Raw genomic sequence first — 21,430 nt, 5'->3', positions numbered from 1 at the left:
GACATGTCTGAAAATAAAAAATACAAGTACCCGAACAAGCTATCGATCGTTAGGTTCTTTTTGGATGCCGAAGGAGTGCGTAAAAACCCTATTCCTTACCATAAAAGATATTTTGATCAGTTTGGGGATTCCTTTTCACTAAAAATAGGACGGTCTAAGCATTTAATTTTATCACGTGATAATGAGATTGCCCAACATATTTTACAGAAAAATCAGAAGAACTATCACAAATCTAAATTTCAGTCTGTTTACCTTTCAAAATACTTAGGAAAAGGACTTTTGACTGTTGATGGTGAATTCTGGCTGAAACAAAGACGGCTGATTCAGCCTGCATTTCACAAGCAAAAGATGAATCAGTTGGTCATGAACATGAACAAAACGATTGTTTCAGAGCTAAAGGAAATAGTAGAGGAAAAACCCATTGATCTTTTTCCTGTTATGAGCCAGCTGGCATTTAATGTAGTGGCCAAGTCGCTGTTTCATCTCTCGGTTTCTGAAGAAAAATTAAATCGTATAAAATTTATTATTGAAGAAGTTCAGAACTTTTTAATCAAAGAAATTCGGCTTCCGCACAAAGCGTGGTGGTTTTCGATAAGCGGTCAGGTTACAAAACATCTTGAACTGGCTGAAGAGAACAATCGAATTATTCAGGAAATTATCGAGGATCGAAACACTTCAGGAGAAGAAGTAAACGATTTGCTTCAGTTGCTTTTGGAAACCCGTTATGAAGATACTGGTGAAGGAATGTCGGTAAAGCAATTGATAGATGAAATTAAAGTTCTTTTTATTGCCGGACACGAAACCACTGCAAATGCATTAACTTTTACACTGTACCTTTTAGGAAGAAATTTGGAAGTGCAGCAGAAAGTGCTGAATGAAATCCTGGAAATAGAATCGCAAACAGAGAACGTGGTAGAACAATTGCAGCAGATGACTTATCTGAATGCTGTTATAAATGAATCAATGCGTTTGTATCCACCTGCCTGGATTACAGACAGACAAAATGTTGAAGACGATACCATTGGATCGTATCATTTAAAAAAAGGAACTTTAATTGGAGTTTCTTTTTATGAGTTGCATCGAAACCCTAAATATTGGGAAAACCCGGAGGAATTTATTCCGGAACGCTTTCTGGGAGAACAGAAGAAACACTCCATGCAATATTTTTATCCTTTTGGAGCCGGACCAAGAATGTGTATTGGAGCCGGATTTGCGATCTATGAAATGTGCCTTACTGTGGCTCATATTGTAAAAAAATATGTAATTAAATCGGAGACTGATACGGTTCAATTCAATCCGTTAATTACTTTAAAACCTGTTGGAATAGAAGTTTTATTCTCTAAAAGATGACAATCAATTCTAAAGAGACCTATTCAAAATTTATAAAAGCTGAAGCCAAGAGGCTTGGTTTTCTTTCTTGTGGAATATCCAAAGCAGGATTTCTGGAAGAGGAGGCACCGCGTCTTGAAAAATGGTTAAATAACAACCATCATGGGCAAATGGGGTATATGGAAAACTATTTTGACAAACGTTTGGATCCTACTTTGTTAGTAGATGATGCCAAGAGCGTAGTGTCGCTTTTACTAAATTATTATCCAACAGAAACTCAGACCGAAGAAAGCTTTAAAATTTCAAAATATGCTTACGGTCAGGATTATCATTTTGTTATTAAAGAGAAATTAAAGGAATTTTTACACTCGATTCAGGAAAATATTGGCGAAGTATCAGGCCGGGCTTTTGTTGATTCAGCACCCGTTTTAGATCGGGCCTGGGCAGCAAAAAGCGGACTGGGCTGGATTGGTAAAAGCGGAAACCTGCTGACTCAGAAAGTAGGATCTTTTTATTTTATTGCAGAACTTATTCTTGATTTAGAATTGGAATATGATCATGCCACAACAGATCATTGCGGATCTTGTACCGCTTGTATTGATGCTTGTCCAACACAGGCAATAGTTGCTCCTCACGTAGTAGACGGAAGCAAATGTATCTCGTATTACACCATAGAACTCAAAGAAAATATTCCTTTTGAAATGAAAGGCAAATTTGATGAATGGATGTTTGGTTGTGATACCTGTCAGGACGTTTGTCCTTGGAATCGATTCTCAAAACCGCATTCCGAACCTTTATTTAATCCCAATCCTGAACTACTTTCTTTTTCAAAAAAGGATTGGATCGAAATTACCGAAGAAACTTTTCGATTAGTTTTTAAGAATTCCCCTATCAAAAGAACCAAATTTGATGGTTTAAAACGGAATATCATTTTTCTGGAGTAAAACAAAAAAAGGAAATATTTTTTAGCATTTTGACGATTTAAGATGCTTATTGTTAGTTTTTTTGGACAAAAAGCCCATTTTTACGAGATATAGTCATCTGATAATCAGTTAATTAGGTGATATTGTTTTTTTGTTAACTATAACTGTTTCACAATCAAGATGTTTGTGTCCGTGATAAGCTTTTTTTTATTAAATTTGTGTTAACCCCCAAGAGTTTTACTGTCAATACATTGTTTTTAATTCAAAATTTTTAATTTATGAAATTAAATTACTCTGATAGATTACATAAAGGACTAAATAAAGCGCTTTTCTTTTTTTTATTTATACTTCCCGTTTATACTTTTTCGCAAAATTGTACTGTAAATGCAAATGCCGACAGAACAATTTGCCCCGGTGGAGCTACAGCTTTACCTCCGGACCAGTTTTATTTACTGGGAACAGCAAATACAGCACCGGGTACTAATTTTTTGGTAGATCCGGTATGGAGCCAGATCGCAGGACCGGCGGTACAGATAGTCGATCCGAATTTACAGCAAACTTTAGTAACAGGAGCAGTTCCGGGAAATTCTTATACTTTTAGGTTAACCGCCCAATGTGCTGACGGTTCAACAGTATTTGATGATATTGTTATGGTGATTTCACCACTGACCCTTGCAAATGCAGGAACAGATCAAACGTATTGTCAAGGAACTTATGCCTTAAATGCAAATGCAGTTGGAGGAACAGAAACCGGAACCTGGTCAGTTGAAGGAAATAATAATGCCGGAGTTACGGTTAATAGTCCAAATTCTTCAAGCAGTACTATTACAGTCTCAGGAAATAGTTCGGGTTCAACTACTTTAAGATGGACCATAACAAATGGTTCCTGTACCTCAACGGATGATGTCGTTATTTCAAGTCTGGGGGGAAGGATGCCAGTCACTGCGGGAGCTGATATTACACTTTCAAAGTGTTATTCGTCTACCCAAACGGCAACCCTTAATGGAAGTTTTGGAGGGAATACTCCGGGGCAACAACAAGGAACCTGGACAGTTGTTTCCGGACCTAGTATACCTTCTTTTACCAATGCAAATAGGAATAATACATCGGTAACCGGTTTATTAGAAGGAACCTATGTTTTTAGATGGACAGTTGCGGGAATCTGTGCCAATGGGGTAGACGAGATGACAGTGATAGTTCCACCACCAACGGCTGATGTTACTAATGTCAGCGGCTCTACAGCTTATTTTTGCGATGGACGAACTTCAACAATTCTTCAGGGAACTATACCATTATATGTAAATGAAAGTGTACAATGGACGCAAACGGGAGGTCCAACGGCGGTAATTCAAAATCCGACTTCTCCTTCCACGGTGGTCTCAGGAATGACCGCATTAGGGACTTATACTTTTTTATATACATTGACTAATAGTGTAACAAATTGTGTAACAACTGCTAATTACGTTGTTGTTTTAGAAGATATAATTTCGATTTCAGGAGGTCCGAATCAAACCTTGGGATGTGATGAATCTGAGGCTATAATTCCCGTAACTTTTACAGGTAATGGACAAATGAGTTGGCAATTAATAGATGGGCCAGCTGTAAACCCAATTTTGAATCCGCCTTACCCTTCTTTTCCAACATCTCCAGTAAATTTTTCCGGCAATAGCTTTACGATTAGTCAATTGACATTTTCGGGTACGTATGTTGTTCGATTAATTAAAGCTCCAAATCCGGGATCTCAATGTGAAACGATTTACAATACGGTGGTAATAGTAGTTTCAGCGCAACCGACTAATTCAAGTGCAGGAACAATTCAAATTGTTCCCTGTAACTCTACTTCTGCAACATTGGCCGGAAATTTGGTAATTTATGGAAAAGGAACCTGGTCGCAGATTTCCGGTCCAAGTGTCGTGACCTTTTCAGATATTAATAGCTCAACGACTAAAGTGTCTCCTTTAATAAATGGAGGATATAAGTTTAGATGGACCATTTCGGGCGGACCAGATTGTGATGTAACCCAAAGTACTTCTGAAGTATTGGTGTCTAGTGTTGCTCCAACCACTGCTAATGCCGGAAACGATCAGGCGGTTTGTTTTGGAAGTACAATTCAATTGCAGGGAAATGCCATACAAAACAGTGAAAACGGAACTTGGACCGTTTCTCCTAATGCAGGTGTTGTTTTTAGTGATCAGGGAGATCCTAACAGTACAGTAAGCGGATTGGCAGCAAATACAACCTACACCTTTACATGGACAATTGCAAACGGATGTGGTACATCCGCAGATACAGTAGATGTTGTGACCAATAATACGCAAGGCGCAGATGCCGATGCCGGAGCAGATCAATGTTTACCAGCGGGTACTAACACAATCACATTAAACGGTAATAATCCCGTTCCGGGAACTGGTTTATGGACACAAACAGCTGGTAATGCAGCAACAATAACAAATCCAACATTATACAATACAACAGTAACGGGACTAAGTGATGGAGATTATACTTTTAAGTGGACCGTTAGCAATGTGGGTTGCACGGATGGAGAAGATACTGTAGGTATAACTATAGCTCCGACTATTACGGCAGCTCAGGCGGGAATGGATCAAAGCTTGTGTAGTAATAGTACAACAGTAATTGGAAATACACCAGCTTCCGGAGAAAGTGGTTTATGGGAATTGGTTAGCGGAGGAGATGGACCTGTTATTACAAATCCAACTAATCCAACGACTACAATCACAGGACTGACTCCCGGTTCATGGGTTTATAAATGGACGATTTCCAGAGGATTTTGCGCGAGTACTTCAGATACCGTAAAACTCAATATTGATGAAGCGCCTTCACCGGCAATAGCAGGACCGGATCAGACGGTTTGTAATCAAAGTTCGGTTATCCTCGGGGCAACTCCTCCTGTAATCGGTAGAGGGATATGGTCGCTAATTAGTGGCCCAAATTCACCTGTTTTTTCAGATGCAAGATCAGCAACTTCAACTTTATCAGGGCTTATAACGGGAGAATATATTTTAGAATGGGCTACCTATACAGGAATAAACTGTCCAACAAACAGAGATCAGGTGACGATAAAAGTAACAGAAGTTGCAGCAGCCGGTTCTGATTTTGCGACCTGTCTGGAAGGGCCTTTGTTTTTGGTTGGTAATGCTGCCAGTACCGGAACCTGGACTTATGTTTCAGGGGGAGTCGGAGCACCAACAATTACAACAACCAGTAACAATAGTGCTGCAGTAACAAACTTAGTACCGGGTGTATATGTTTTTAGATATACCATCGCAGTACAAGGTCTTTGTCCTGAAAGTTCAGATGATATTCAGGTAACGGTGAACGGTCAGATCGTGACACCTCCTAATGCGGGCCCGGATCAGGAATATTGCGATGCGGGTGCAAATGAAATTCAGCTTGCAGCTTCGGCACTTGATCCAGGAACAACAGGAAAATGGACTAAATTATTTGGTCCAGCAGGAGGATCTTTTGTAAATGATACAGATCCCAACACAATATTTACAAATCCCGGTTATGGATTTTATGTATTTAACTGGACGGTTAGTTCTGGGACCTGTAGTGAATCAGATCAGATCAGAATTGAGAACTCTGAACCACCTTCAACAGCAATGGCAGGTGGAGATAATGTTATTTGCGGATCAGTAACCAATCTTACGGCAATTCCTCCTTTATCAGGTGTGGGAAAATGGACTCAGGTACCCGGCCCCACAATCGCTGTATTTAGTTCTGAAATTTCACCCAACACCACAGTTAGTAATTTAACCCAAACAGGAGGTGTATATGTTTTCAGGTGGACGGTTACCAACGGAGCGTTATGTCCCTCAACTACAGATACTGTTCAAATTACGGTTACGGCAGATTTAACTGTTCCAAAAGCAGGACCCGATCAGACCATTTGTGTATCTGACAGTGCAACTTTAGCAGCTAATGCAATTACTGCAGGAACAGGGCAATGGTCCAAAGTTAGTGGCCCTGCAGGATCTTTTTCTGATGTTACAAGCCCAACTTCTTTATTCACGCCAAGTGCTGGGGGAAGCTATGTATTGCGATGGACAGCGACGAATCTCAGTTGTGTGTTTTTTGATGAGATGACCTTAATTGTTAGTCCGTTACCTTCAACTTCAAATGCAGGAACACCAATTAGCATATGTGAATTCCAAACGCTGACTTTGGCAGCAAACACGCCAATAATCGGAACTGGGTTATGGACACAGGTTTCCGGACCAACAACAGCAGTTTTTACGGCAGCATCCTCGCCAACAACTACTGTTTTAGGGACACAACCAGGGGTATATATCTTTACCTGGACGATCTCAAACGGATTGTGCGCACCAAGTTCCAGTAATGTAACAGTGACTATAAATGCGCTACCACCTTTGGCAGATGCCGGGCCTGATCAGATTATTTGTAATACCGGAACTGTGACCTTGAATGGAAATAATCCTGTAACCGGTATCGGTACCTGGACCTTTGTGACGAATCCGGGAGGGACGGCATTAATTACTAATCCTAATGCTTTCAATACTACTGTAACCAATATATCAGTTGGAATAACGCGATTAAAATGGACAATTAGTAATGGTTCCTGTAACTCTTATGCTGATGAAGTGAATATTGTACGACCATCAGATTTAATCCTTTCGACATTAACAAGTGACACCACAATTTGCCAGGGAGGAACCACAACTTTAACGATAACTCCGACAGGGAGTATAGCTCCTTACACTTATCAATGGCAAACATCTGCAGACGGGGTAACGGGCTGGACGAACATTTCAGGACAAACGAATGCTGCCTTTACAACTAATAGTGCCTTAACAAATGGAGAATATTATTATAGAGTAAATGTTTCAAGTACCTGTACACAGGTTTCAAGTAACGTGGCGAAATTAACGATTATCCCGGATCCTGTTGTGACTCTTCAGCCAACAGGAAGTACAATTTGTTCAGGCGGAACACACACAATGACCGTTGCAGCAACAACTACAAACATAGCAGCGGGGACGATCGTTTATCAATGGCAAAGTTCTGTGAATGGGACTTCGGGTTGGACAAATGTTTCCGATGGAAGCGGAGCCAATACAGCAACTTACACCACAGCAGCACTAACATCCAATTTATATTTTAGAGTACAAATTACACAATCCGGAAGCGGCTGTGAAACTTTTTCAAATTCCGCATTGGTAAATGTTGCAAGAATTACAACACAACCGACAACTCCTGCGGCTGTTTGTGTAGGCGGGATTGTTAGTATCAATATTGCTGCCACATTAGACGGAGGGGCAGGAACGTTAAGTTATCAATGGCAAAGTAACTCAGGTGCCGGTTTTGTAAATGAAACGAATCCAACAGCAACAACTGCCAATTTTACTTCGGATATTTTGAATGCGACCACGCAGTTCAGATGTCTCATAACTTCATCAACAACGAATTGTGTACTAACTTCAAATACAGTTACAGCAACTGTAGTCCCTGATCCTGCAATATCAGTTCAGCCAACCGGAGGAATTGTCTGTTCAGGCGGAGCATTTACGCTGTCAGTTTCAGCAACGGGCGGAACACCCTCTTTAAATTATCAATGGTACAGTAGTTTAGATAACCTAAGTTTTACGTTACTTTCCGGGGCAACTTCAAGTGCTTACACGACTCCGGCGCTCACACAAGATACCTATTACCGAGTAGACGTTTCTGCTGCAGGAAGTGGCTGTGGTCTGGTGTCTTCAAATAGTGTATTGGTGGATGTAATTCCGAATCTTGTGGTGAACCAACAGCCAGTTGGAAATACCATCTGTTCCGGAGCAACGCATACTATGACAGTACTAGCTTCAGGAGATCCTTCAGGTGGAGCTTTGGTGTATCAATGGCAAAGATCTGCAAATGGAACGACAGGTTGGGCAAATACAACAGGTGGAAGCGGTGCAACAACAGCATCTTATACTACCGGAGCATTAGCATCTACTTTTTATTACAGAGTAAGAGTGACACAGGCAGCCAATGGTTGTGAAGTATATTCGGATGCAGTTCCGGTATTTGTAGCAACAATTACAACTCAGCCTGCAACTCCGGCAAATATTTGTGTTGGAGGTATTGTAAGTATCAATATTGCGGCTTCTTTAAACGGAGGTACGGGAACACTTAGTTATCAATGGCAGAGTAATCCGGGTTCAGGTTTTGTGAATGAAACAAATGCAACTGCAACAACCGCTAATTTTACTTCAGATATATTAAATGCTACCACACAATTCAGATGTTTGGTAACATCATCTACTACTAATTGTACCATAACCTCTAATATTGTTACGGCAACAGTGGTTCCCGATCCATCGATTACAGTTCAGCCAGCAGGAACAACAATTTGTTCAGGAGGAAATCATACCTTGTCAGTAACAGGTGCAAATGGAACGCCCTCTTTAACCTATCAGTGGTTTAGCAGTACAAATAATGCTACTTTTACAGCCATTAGCGGTGCAACCTCAGCAACTTATACTACTCCGGCTTTAACCCAGACCACCTATTACAAAGTAGATGTTTCGGCTAGCGGAAGCGGCTGTAATACTATTACTTCCAATGTGGCCACTGTAACCGTTTTATCAGCGATTACAATAATAACACAGCCGGTAGCTAAAACAAATATTTGCAGTGGCTCAAATGCGACTTTAAATGTAGTAGTAGGGGGAGGCTCAGGAAATTATAGTTATCAATGGAAAAACGCTACTCTTTTAGCGGGGCCCTATACTAACATTACAGGAGCAAATTCGGCAAGCTATAGCACTCCAAATTTAACGCAAACTACCTTTTATCAAGTGACAATTTCTGATTCTACTCAGGGTTGTACCCCAGTTGTATCTGGTATTGCTGCAGTTATTATTCCGAGTATTGAAACTCAGCCTGTAAATCCAACTATAGTTTGTGTGGGAGGTACGGTGTCGATTTCAACAGCTGCTTCAGCAAACAACGGTTCTGCTTCCTTTAGTTATCAGTGGCAGCGTTCTGCAGATGGGGTGAGTGGCTGGGCCAATATAACCGGAGAGATCAGAGCGACGAATCCTAATTACATATCAGGACCACTTGCGACCACAACTTATTACCGCTGTGTGATAACGTCATCAAATCCAACTTGTACTCTCATTACAAATGCCGTAGTAGCAACTGTTATTCCGGATCCAACGATATCTACTCAGCCGATTGGTGGAAATATTTGCGAGGGTGGTGTATTCACAATGACATCCGGTGCTCAAAATGGTTCTGGAAACTTCACTTATCAATGGCAAAAATCATTAGATGGTGCAACAGGATGGGCAAATGTAACAGATGGTTCCGGAGCCAATACAACAACTTATACCACAGGTTTTGTAAATGCAGATGCTTTTTACAGATTGCATGTAACTGATTCAGGAATTGGATGTGGGGTTATAAACTCCAATCCTGCAAAAGTTGATGTTTTTGAAATTCCGATAATTAGCACACAGCCGAAAGATGGAGAAGCTTGTATCAACGAAACTCATAATTTTACTGTTGTCGCTACAGGAAATATTCCTGCAAGTCCTTTATTGTATCAATGGCAGACTGCTACTGTTTTGGCCGGGCCTTATACAGATGTTATAGACGGAACGGGGGGGACAACAGCCTCTTACACAACACCCACTTATGCAACAGCAGGAAACAGATATTTTAGAGTTATCATTTCTCAGGCAGAGTCAGGTTGTCGTACAATATCCAATCATGTGATGTTAAAAGTTTTTGATCTACCTGCTGCGCCAGTTGGTTCAGTCACACAACAGCCTTCATGTGCAAATGCTACAGGAACAGTAAGTATTGTAAATCCTGATTTAGGAACTGGTTATGAGTATAGTAGTGACGGAATCACCTTTCAGGCCAGTAACGTTTTTGCAGGTTTAACTTCCGGTGCCGTAACCATTTATGTGAGACGAGTGGGATTAAATACCTGTATTTCATCGGGTACAACCTTTACCATTTTTAACAGAATCTGTGCGGTTCCTGAAAACTTTACAGCGATTTCAGGAGATACAGGAGGAAGTACCGCACCACATTCAATATTAGATAGCGATACTATAAACGGAGTTATTTTAAACCCGTCAGCAGTTAATGTTACTATAAACTCTATTTCAAGTTACTTAACTTATGATTTTAATCCGCTATCCAGGACTATTTCTGTGGCACCCGGTACTCCGCCAGGAGATTATACCTTAACCTATACAATATGTGAGATCGTAAATCCCGGAAATCCGTCAGATCCTGCTAATTTTGTAAATTGTTCTACAACTACCGAAACAATTAGTGTCACTACTGCCGGAATCGATGCCCGAATCGATATCGTTAAATATATTGTAAACGGTTATACCGGTGCGAACAATGTGATCAATGCCTTAACAAATGATACCCTGGGAGGTGCACAGGCTACATTATCTAATGTAACACTCTCTGTAGTCAATCCCGCATTACCGATTAACCCTTTAATAACAGCAGTCCCATTTCTGGATATTACAACCGGAAACGTAAGTGTACCTCCGGGAACGGTAAAAGGCCTGTATGAAATTGAGTATAAGATCTGTGAAATTGGAGCACCTTTAAATTGTGATACGGCACTTATAATAGTTCCGGTTGGAAATGCATTAATTGTTGCGAACGATGATAGAGTCGAAAACATAAATGGTTATTTAGGGCTAATGAATGCTGCGAATGCCCTAACCAATGACACTTTAAACGGAGCACCAATTACAGGTGCAAACTTTAATGAAATAACTATTTCACAAAATCTGGCTGCTACGCCTTTGTATCCTGGTGCCAATGTGCCGGTCTTTAGTACAGCCACAGGAAGCATAAGCATCCCAGCGGGAACTCCTGCCAATACTTACTTTATAACCTACACCATCTGTGAAAAATTAAATCCAACTAATTGTGCGGACGGTAGTATTGCAGTTGTGGTAAAAGCTGCTCCGCTAATTGTAAATGACGATCGCGTAGACAACATAAACGGTTATAATGGAGGTGTAGACGCAATTAATGTTTATACCAATGTTGCCGGTGCTGATACTTTTGACGGACAGGTTATCAATATTAATTTGGCTAATGTACTTACGCCTTCAATTGTAACCCCTGCACAGCCTAAAGCTCCGGGAGCTCCGGTTCCTGTTTTAGATGTTTCAACAGGTTTTGTTACTATTCCTCCAGGAACTCCTGCAGGTCAGTATCAAATTAAATATCAAATATGTGAGGACCTCAATCCTGGTAATTGTGATGATGCTACGGTGATCATTAATGTAGTTGTGCCAATTATAGAAGCTAATGACGACACCGTTTTAAATGTAAACGGGTATGAAGGAGCAGATGATGTTATTAATATTTATGATAATGATTTCCTAAATGGCGGAATGTTGGATCTTCCTGATATTACAACAACTGTTATATCAACCCCGGCTCCTATAAACGGAGGCCCCGTTCCTACACTTGACAGCATTACAGGTTTAGTAGACGTCCCGGCAGGAACACCGGCAGGTGAATATAAATTTGTTTATAAGATCTGTGAGAATTTAAATCCGATGAATTGTGATCAGGCGGTTGTTACTATTGTCGTGGTTCCTGCCCTAATTAATGCCGAAAATGATGCTAATTTTGCTCCAATTAATGGTTTTGTAGGCAGTCCAAATGCTTTGAATGCTTTAGACAACGACACCCTTAATGGCATGGCGGTAAATCCTTCTGAAGTTATCATTACTAATATCATTCCGGCTACACCTATCAATGGAGGTCTGGTTCCAGTATTAAATGGAACTACAGGAAATGTAAGCGTACCTCCGGGAACTGCGGCTGGATTATATTTTATTGGCTATCAGCTGAACGAAAAACTGAATTTGTCCAATAACGATTTTGCCATCATAACCGTTGAGGTTTCGGCTCCGCCAATTGTAGCGAATGATGATACAATTGCGAATGTTAACGGCTATGTAAACACTACGAACGCAATTGATGTTTTATTGAATGATACCCTTAACGGGGTTACAGCTAACGTTTCGAAAGTTACCATTACAGTTGATGTTGCAGCAACACCAATAAACGGGGGACCAATTCCGGTACTGGAACCTTTAACAGGATTTGTAAGTATTCCGGCAGGCACCCCGGCAGGAGATTATGAAATTCAATATCATATTTGCGAAAAGATTAACCCGCTGAATTGTGACAATGCTACTGTTTTCATTACTGTAACAGGACCTCAAATAGATGCGGTGAATGATGCCGTGGCCAACATCAATGGTTTTACAGGAGCAACTAACGCAGTGAATGCCCTCACGAATGATACTTTAAACGGAATGACCGTTATTTCTTCTCAGGTTACCATTAGTAACATAGTTCCGGCGCTACCTATAAATGGAGGAGCTGTTCCGGTTCTAAACCCTTCAAACGGAAATGTAGATGTGCCTCCGGGAACTGCAGCAGGGACTTACATCATTGGATACCGTTTGAGCGAAAACTTAAATCCGGCCAATTTTGATACGGCTACTATAACAATTGATGTTATTGCACCAAGTATTATTGCTAATGCAGACAGCACAGGTAATATTAACGGATATACCGGATCAAATAACGCTGTTAATGCCATTACGAATGACAGATTAAACGGTTCCGATATTCAATTGATTAAAATTGATATTACATCTGTAAGCACTACAACTCCGACGGGATACGTTTTAGGAAACCCAGTTCCGGTATTGAATATCGTTACAGGAAATGTAAATGTACCGCCAGGGACTTCTGCAGGAACTTATGTGATTCATTACCGTATTTGTGAAAAACTAAATCCGTTAAATTGCAGCGAGGCTGATATAACCATAAATGTCATTGCTCCAATTATTGATGCTAATAATGATTTCGCAAGTAATATTAACGGATATAGTGGTGCTAACAATGTTGTAAATGCTTTGAATAATGATACTCTTAACGGAGTTACCGCACAGGCAGCTCAGGTTAACATTACTGTTTTGAGTACAACTCCTCCGGTAACATCAACAAATGGAATTGTTCCGGTATTGAACACCGTTACAGGAAATGTCGATGTACCGGCAGGAACCTCTGCGGGGACTTATTTTATTCAATACGAAATTTGCGAAAAAATAAACCCAAACAATTGTAGTCAGGCAACAATTATAATAATCGTAAATGCACCTTCAATCATCGCTGAAGATGATACCATTACGAATATAAATGGTTTATCGGGAACAAATAATATCCTGAATGCATTTACAAGTAATGATAAATATAATGGTGTTGGGTTAACAGATATCAGTTTAATCATCCCAACAATATTAAGTACGGCAACTTCTATAAACGGAGGTATGGTTCCTGTCTTAGATATAACCACTGGTCTTGTTAGCATTCCGGCAGGAACACCAGCAGGAGCTTATCAGATTAGATATAGAATCTGTGATAAATTAAATCCGTCTAATTGCGATGATGCTGTTATAAATATAGTAGTATCCGTTCCGGTAATTATTGCGAATGATGATACAGCAGTGAATATTAATGGGTACACCGGAGCAAGTAATGTATTGAATGCATACACCAATGACACTTTAAACGGAACAGCGATTCTGCAGACCAATAGCAACAGCACCCTGGTAACTGCAGCAAACTCGATAAATGGAGCAGTAGTTCCTGTTTTAAATGTTTTTACCGGTAATGTTGATGTTCCGGCTGGTACCACTCCGGGAGAATACTCGATTGTATATAAAATCTGTGATAAATTAAATCCGTCCAATTGTGATGAAGCAGTTATAAGAATCACAGTTATCGCAAGTCCGATTGACGCAGTCGATGATAATGTTGCAGGAATCAACGGAGTTATAGGAACGGCGAATGCAATAAACGCTTTGGATAATGATACTTTAAACGGAGTTAAGGTAATTCCTGCTGAGGTAATAATAACCAATATTATTCCTGCAACGGTTATAACCTCAGGTTTAGTGCCTGTTCTGGATCCTGCAACAGGTATCGTTAGTGTTCCGGCAGGAACTTCTGCAGGAACGTATACGATTACCTATACCTTAAGGGAAAAAGCGGTTTTGACCAATTCAGATACTGCTGTAATAACCATAATAGTTGGAGCTTCAACAATTGAAGCAAACGACGATACATTGTCTAATATCAATGGCTATGTCGCAACGAATAATGCAATAGATGTAGTAGCCAATGACAGACTTAACGGAGCGGCTACAAGTATAAGCAAAGTTGAAGTTACAGTAGATGTGGTCGCAGTGCCAATCAATGGCGGTCCGGTACCGTTATTAGAACCTTTAACTGGAATGGTAAGTATTCCGGCACGTACTCCGGCAGGGAATTATCAAATTAAATACCATATTTGCGAAAGATTAAATCCGGCAAATTGTAATGATGCAACCGTATTTGTTAATGTAATTGCAGCACCAATTCTTGCAGTTAATGATACAGCAAATAACGTTAACGGATTAACGGGAGCAACTAATGTAGTCAACTCGGTATCAAATGACTTATTAAACGGAGTTGCTGTGGTATTATCTGAGATTAAAATTAAAGTAATCACAGCTGCGGCTTCCATAAACAGTGGCCCTGTCCCGGCTTTAGATATTCTGACCGGAAATGTGAATGTTCCGGCTGGGACATCAAGTGGGACTTACACAATTCGTTATGAAATTTGTGAGGTTTTAAATCAGACAAATTGCAGTCAGGCCGATATTGTTGTAAATGTAACCTCAGGGCCTATCATTGCCAACGATGATACAGCAACAGGAATAAATGGTTTAGACGGGGTGGCGAATGCAGTTAATGTTTTAACAAATGATTTATTAGATAGTGTTGCGCCGACTTTGGCACAGGTGAAAATAAATGTTGTTTCACCGGCTGATAGTATTAATTCAGCTCCTGTTCCGGTTTTAAATACCGCCACAGGGTTGGTAAGTGTTCCACCGGGCACTTCGGCAGGAATTTATACCATTGTATACGAAATCTGTCAAAGTACAAATACCCTGAATTGCGATCGGGCAGTGATTAAAATTACAGTAGCGCAGCCATCTATTCGATTGGTTAAACAAGGGGTTTTCTCTGATGGTAATGGTGATGGTTATGCACAGCCGGGAGAGCAAATCCGTTATTCTTTCGTAATTACAAATACAGGCACTTTAGATTTGAACAACGTGATTGTAACAGATCCAAAGGCAACAGTTACTGGTACTCCAATTGCAGTATTGGCAGTTGGTCAATCTAATACAACAAGTTTTAAAGGAACTTATGTTTTAACTCAGGCTGATATTAATCGAGGTTATGTTGAAAATCAGGCTTTAGTTAGAGCACAGCCTGTCAGTGGATCGTCAATTCAGGACTTATCAGACAGTAATGACCTTACTTTAATTGGACCTAATGACCCTACAATTACTCCGGTACCACAGCATAAAGAACTGACTTTGATAAAAGGAGGAGAATTAACAGGCAACGGAGGAGTAGGCTCGGTTATCAAATATACCTTTAAAGTTAAGAATACCGGAAATGTGGTAGTTACCAATTTGGCAATAACCGATCCGATGTTAACAGCCACTGCCATAGCTGTTACTCCAAATGTATTGGTTCCGGGTGCAACAGGAACTGCTACGGCATCATATACCGTAACCTTAACAGATGTTGCCAATGGAGAAGTAATCAATTCTGCACTTGTGATTGGAGATGATCCACAAGGAAATCCGGTTATCGATATTTCCGATAGTGATGACCCTGCTTTAACCGGTGATGATGACCCAACGGTTGTAGATTTAGATCTTAAACCTTCTATTGCTCTTATCAAAACAGCCACTTTTAATGATGAGAATAAAAATGGATATGCCGAGATAGGAGAAACGATTACATATCATTTTAGCGTTACCAATACAGGAAATATTTTATTGGTAAATGTTGTGGTCAAAGATCCGAAACCGGGAATAACTATTACTGGTGGTCCGGTGATTTTAAAACACGGAGAAACAAATTCTGATAGTTTTGTCGGAACCTATGTTTTAACAGCTGCTGATATTGAAGCTGGATCTGTAGAAAATCAGGCTGAGGTTACTGCCGTTAGTCCCGACGGAAAAACTGCAAGTGATTTGTCTGATGGTAATTCTATTCTGGGTGATAATCCGACTGTACTACCAATTAATTCTTGTAAAGTCACAATTTACAATGCGGTTTCTCCTAATGGCGATGGTATAAATGATATCTTCAAAATTAAAGGAATTGAATGTTATACTGATGCGTACGTAGAAATTTATGATCGCTGGGGTGTTTTAGTTTATGATGCTTACGGTTATGATAATGCGTCAATTGCCTTTAGAGGAATTTCAGAAGGAAGAGCAACAGTCAATAAACAAAAGGGTCTACCGGTCGGAACTTATTTTTACGTTATTACGTATAAAACATATTTAAATGAACCTGTAAGTTTAACCGGTTATTTATATCTCTCAAGATGATGTAATGTGTTTATTTTTAATAAATTATAATAAAAAAGGGTGCAACGTTGTTGCGCCTTTTTTATTGCGGTTTTGTCATTATATTCTTTAAAAGTGTAATATATACATAATCTGCCTCCTCATTTTTATCAGTTCGTTATCAAATAGTGATTTTTTTTGTAGTCAAAAGAGTATTACGGTCGATAAAAAGTGTTATTCAACGTTAATATGGGTAGTTTGTCGAAAAATGTAGCTGATAGCCAGTTGTTTGCATATTTTCGCGCCTCCAAAACTACTAATTTAACCAATAAGACAATTTGTGTCTTGAACCTAAATACTTATGGTCCAAACGCTACCTTTTTTTGATAAAGCCTTTAAGAAGTATTTTTTAAGACTTCAAAAATCCATTCATATTATTTTATCGTATCTATTCTGTATGCTGAATACTCCAGTTGGTTTTTCAGCATCTGGTATTTCTATTTCTAAAACCCCAGTTGTTTATGTGTAACTTTACTTTTAACAAGTTTAATTTTTTTAAGCAAATCTTTTTTGTTTTGTTTTTTGGGTTAACATCATTACCAGCGTTTTCACAAATTTGTGGAACACCTGGAGGTGACGGACCTGTTACCGTATCAAGTTCTGTAAATACTTATTTCCCTATTTCGGGCAATATAACATTGAATGCAGGAGCTCAATCGATAGTATTAGCTGCAGTACCGGCAACAGATCAGTATTCTAATAATTTTGGGGCAGCCCCAATTTCGGTAGGAGATCTTATTTTGATTATTCAAATGCAGGATGCTACAATAGATTATACCAATACAACCAGCTATGGTTCAGGAACCTCAAACAGTGGTCCTGATAATTTAGGAGGTACAGGATTTACATCTCTTGGAAATACGGGAGTTTTTGAATATGTTATAGCAACTAATAATGTCCCGCTAACTGGCGGGAATTTAACGTTTAAAGGTACTGGTACCAATGGCGGTGTTTTAAACAGTTTTTATAATGCAGATGCTACAACAACAGCAACAACAACAACAAGAGGGAAAAGAACATTTCAAATTGTCAGAGTACCACAATATTCTAATCTAACACTAACTTCTTCTATCACTACGCCGCCTTTTAATGGTGTTGCAGGTGGTGTTATTGCTTTTAATGTTTCCGGAACATTCAATTTTGGGGGTTTTTCTATTGATGGAAATGCTCGTGGTTTTAGAGGAGGTTATAGCCCAAAAGCGGATTCCAACCTTAATGATTCTAAAATTTATGTTGGATTATCCGGTAATAATGCAATTTCAGGAAAGGGAGAAGGAATAGCGGGAACACCTCGTTATATGTGGGACGGATTCAATCAGGTTGATAATTTAGTGGAAGGAATGCCGGGAGGGTCTGCAGGAAGAGGAGCTCCAGCTAATGCCGGAGGTGGAGGTAATGACCACAATTCCGGAGGTGGAGGTGGAGGTAATGGCGGATTTGGAGGCTTAGGTGGTGCAGGCTGGCAAGGTGGAGGAGGTAATGTTCTTCCCCTGACAGGAGGAGGAAGACCGGGTTTCAGATCTTATATTACAGCAACTCCATTTCCAAGACTTGTCATGGGAGGCGGTGGAGGTGCCGGAGATGCCAATAATGCCTCAACTGGAGTAAAAGGTGGAGTAGGTGGTGCCATAATTCTTATTAATGCAGGTACAGTTCAGGGGAACGGTAATATTTATGCCAATGGAGGAAAAGGAGCGCCAGGTACTTTTTCAGGAGCACCGGATGGAGCCGGAGGTGGTGGAGCCGGAGGAACGGTATTATTAAACATCTCAAATAATAGCAATACGACCATCAGAATAGAAGCTGATGGAGGTGCAGGAGGGAATACTGAAAATGATAATAATAATTCACACGGACCTGGTGGTGGTGGTGGTGGTGGAATGATTAGGCATAATCTTACCGGTGCATTTACGTTAACAACCAGTGTATTAGGAGGGGTTTCAGGAAAATCTAATGCAGGTGCCGGAATTACCAATGGTGCCATAGGTGGAACAGCAGGAAGTGTGGCAACTTTTACAGCGCAGGACGTACCACCAAATTTGCAGGTGAACTCAAATTGTTTTCCTATTTTGGATACAAAGGTAAAAGCATTATCGACAGCTTCAGCCTGTAATTCTATTGGAGAGAAGGTTTCTTATGAAATTCAGATCAAAAATACAGGAGTAGGGAATGCTGCGGGAGTTCTTTTAGACTTTCTTTTTCCAACAGGTATTGAATTTGATTCTGCTACAGCAACGTATTCCGCTGAAGCCACAGGGCCTTCGGGAGCATTAACAAATACTGCTACAGCTAATAATCCGCAATTTGGAGGTTTTAATATTGCGCAAAATGGAGTTGTTACAATAACCTTAACAGGAAAAGTAGCGGCGTCTATTGCTGCGGGAACCTATAGTGCCAATGCACAGGCTTTGTATCTTGATCCAACACGTACTACTACTAATTCAAGCAGAAGAATAACACCATTTGTAAATGCCTATGGTTCTGCAAATAAGAACTATGAAGGAGCAAGCCAGGCAAATGTACCCGGAACAAACTTTAAGGGGAGTGGAGAAACGGTAGATGATATCACAATTTTGGCTTTGCCAGCCACTCCAACAGCTACAGTGACGCAATCAAGTTGTCTTACACCAACAGGAACAATAACAGTAAACACTCCTGCCCCAGGGCCGGGAATCAGTTACACCTTAAGAGGAACAAATCCGGTAACGGCACCAGTAAACAATACAAATGGTGTCTTTTCGGGATTAGTGGCAAACAGCTATGTACTGACTACAACAAATGCTCAGGGATGTACTTCGGCACCTACTGCAAGTATGACTATCAATTCAGTTGCGGGAGCACCGACAACTACAGGGGTTTCGATTTGTCAGGGAGGTAGCGGATCATTAACAGCTACTTCTACATGCTCTAATTCGGGTACTATACAGTGGTATACATCGGCTATAAGTTTAACACCAATATTTACAGGTGCATCTTTTAATCCGGTAGGCGTTGCGGGATCAGGTTTAACAAATACAAATACAGCGGGGACCACAACGTATTATGCGGCTTGCTCAGGTATTGGAAGCTGTAGAACAGCAACAAATTTTGTTATCAATGCAATACCAACAATTACCGCAACAACACCAGCTGCAAGATGTGATGCAGGATCGGTAACATTAGGCGCGACAGCTTCGTCAGGAACAATTAACTGGTATGCTGCAGCTACTGGTGGTACATCATTGGCAACCGGAACTAGTTTTGCTACACCAAATTTATCAACAACTACTACTTATTATGTAGATGCAACCGGAAATGGATGTACTACAGGAACGAGAACAGCAGTTGTAGCTACAATAAATACAAGACCAACAATAGATTCAACTACACAAGACTCCAGATGTGGTGCAGGAACATTAACATTAAATGCAACAGCATCAGCAGGAGCGACTATTAACTGGTATGCTGCTTCGACAGGTGGTACATCATTAAAAACAGGAGCGAGTTATACCACACCAAGTTTATCAACTACAACTACTTATTATGTAGAAGCTACTTCACCGGAAGGATGTACTTCGTCATCAAGAATTGCAGTTGCGGCAGTTGTAAATACAGCTTCTACAATTGTATTTACCAGTGGTAGCCAAAACCCGGCAATTTGTAATGGAACAGCTATTCCAAGTACTGTTTATACTTTTGGAGGAAGTGCAACCAATGCTACAGCATCAAACTTACCGGCTGGTTTATCAGTTTCAGTGGATTCCAGTGCAAAAACAATAACCGTTTCAGGAACACCAACAGCAAGTGGTACTTACACTATAACAACCGTTGGACATACAGCACCGTGTACGGCCGCTACAATAAGTGGTACTGTTACGGTAACTACCGCATCAAATGCAGGTACTTTATCGGGTGCTCAAAACATTTGTGTTGGAGGGACTACTACATTCACTACAAACGGAAATTCAAATGGAAGCTGGTCAAGCGGTACTATAGGAGTTGCAACAGTAAATGCTTCAACAGGAGTAATCATTGGGGTTGCAGCAGGAACAGCCACAATATCATATACAGTAACCGGAACAGGAGGTTGTGGAAATGCCACAGCTACCAGAACGGTAACGGTAACAGCAGCACCAAATGCGGGTACTTTATCAGGTACACAAAACATTTGTGTTGCTCAAAAAACAACATTCACTTCCAATGGAGCAAGTGGCGGAAGCTGGTCAAGTAATAATACAACAGTTGCTACAGTAGATGCTTTAACAGGAGAAATTACAGGAGCTGCAGCAGGTACTGCAACAATATCATATACAGTAACCGGAACAGGAGGTTGTGGAAATGCCACAGCTACCAGAACAGTAACGGTAACAGCAGCACCAAATGCAGGTACTTTATCGGGTACACAAAACATTTGTGTTGCTCAAAAAACAACATTCACTTCCAATGGAGCAAGTGGCGGAAGCTGGTCAAGCAATAATACAACAGTTGCTACAGTAGATGCTTTAACAGGAGAAATTACAGGAGCTGCAGCAGGTACTGCAACAATATCATATACAGTAACCGGAACAGGCGGTTGTGGAAATACCACAGCTACCAGAACAGTAACGGTAACAGCAGCACCAAATGCGGGTACTTTATCAGGTACACAAAACATTTGTGTTGCTCAAAAAACAACATTCACTT

At 40.4% G+C, this 21,430-nt stretch carries 4 protein-coding genes; all 4 read left to right on the top strand.

What is annotated here, in order from left to right:
• Window positions 1-3: 3 nt before the first annotated feature.
• Complete coding sequence (locus FLA105534_RS00545; protein ID WP_173964103.1) at window positions 4-1,350, top strand: cytochrome P450; 1,347 nt, start codon at window positions 4-6, stop codon at window positions 1,348-1,350.
• Window positions 1,347-2,273 (top strand): tRNA epoxyqueuosine(34) reductase QueG, encoded by a 927-nt coding sequence (gene queG, locus FLA105534_RS00540; RefSeq protein WP_173964102.1) that lies wholly within the window; start codon window positions 1,347-1,349, stop codon window positions 2,271-2,273. Before FLA105534_RS00545 ends, queG begins: the two co-directional genes overlap by 4 nt.
• Before the next feature lie 257 nt (window positions 2,274-2,530).
• Window positions 2,531-16,750 carry a PKD domain-containing protein gene (locus tag FLA105534_RS00535; protein WP_173964101.1) on the top strand — a complete coding sequence of 4,740 codons (14,220 nt, stop codon included), beginning with the start codon at window positions 2,531-2,533 and terminating at the stop codon, window positions 16,748-16,750.
• 533 nt (window positions 16,751-17,283) lie between these two features.
• On the top strand, window positions 17,284-21,430 hold a 4,147-nt coding region (locus FLA105534_RS00530), incomplete at its 3' end, for a beta strand repeat-containing protein (RefSeq protein ID WP_173964100.1).

This window comes from Flavobacterium collinsii, from assembly GCF_902804485.1.
GTDB lineage: Bacteria > Bacteroidota > Bacteroidia > Flavobacteriales > Flavobacteriaceae > Flavobacterium > Flavobacterium collinsii.
Note: the sequence above shows the minus strand (reverse complement) of the source record. Positions and strands in the feature narration are given on the sequence as shown.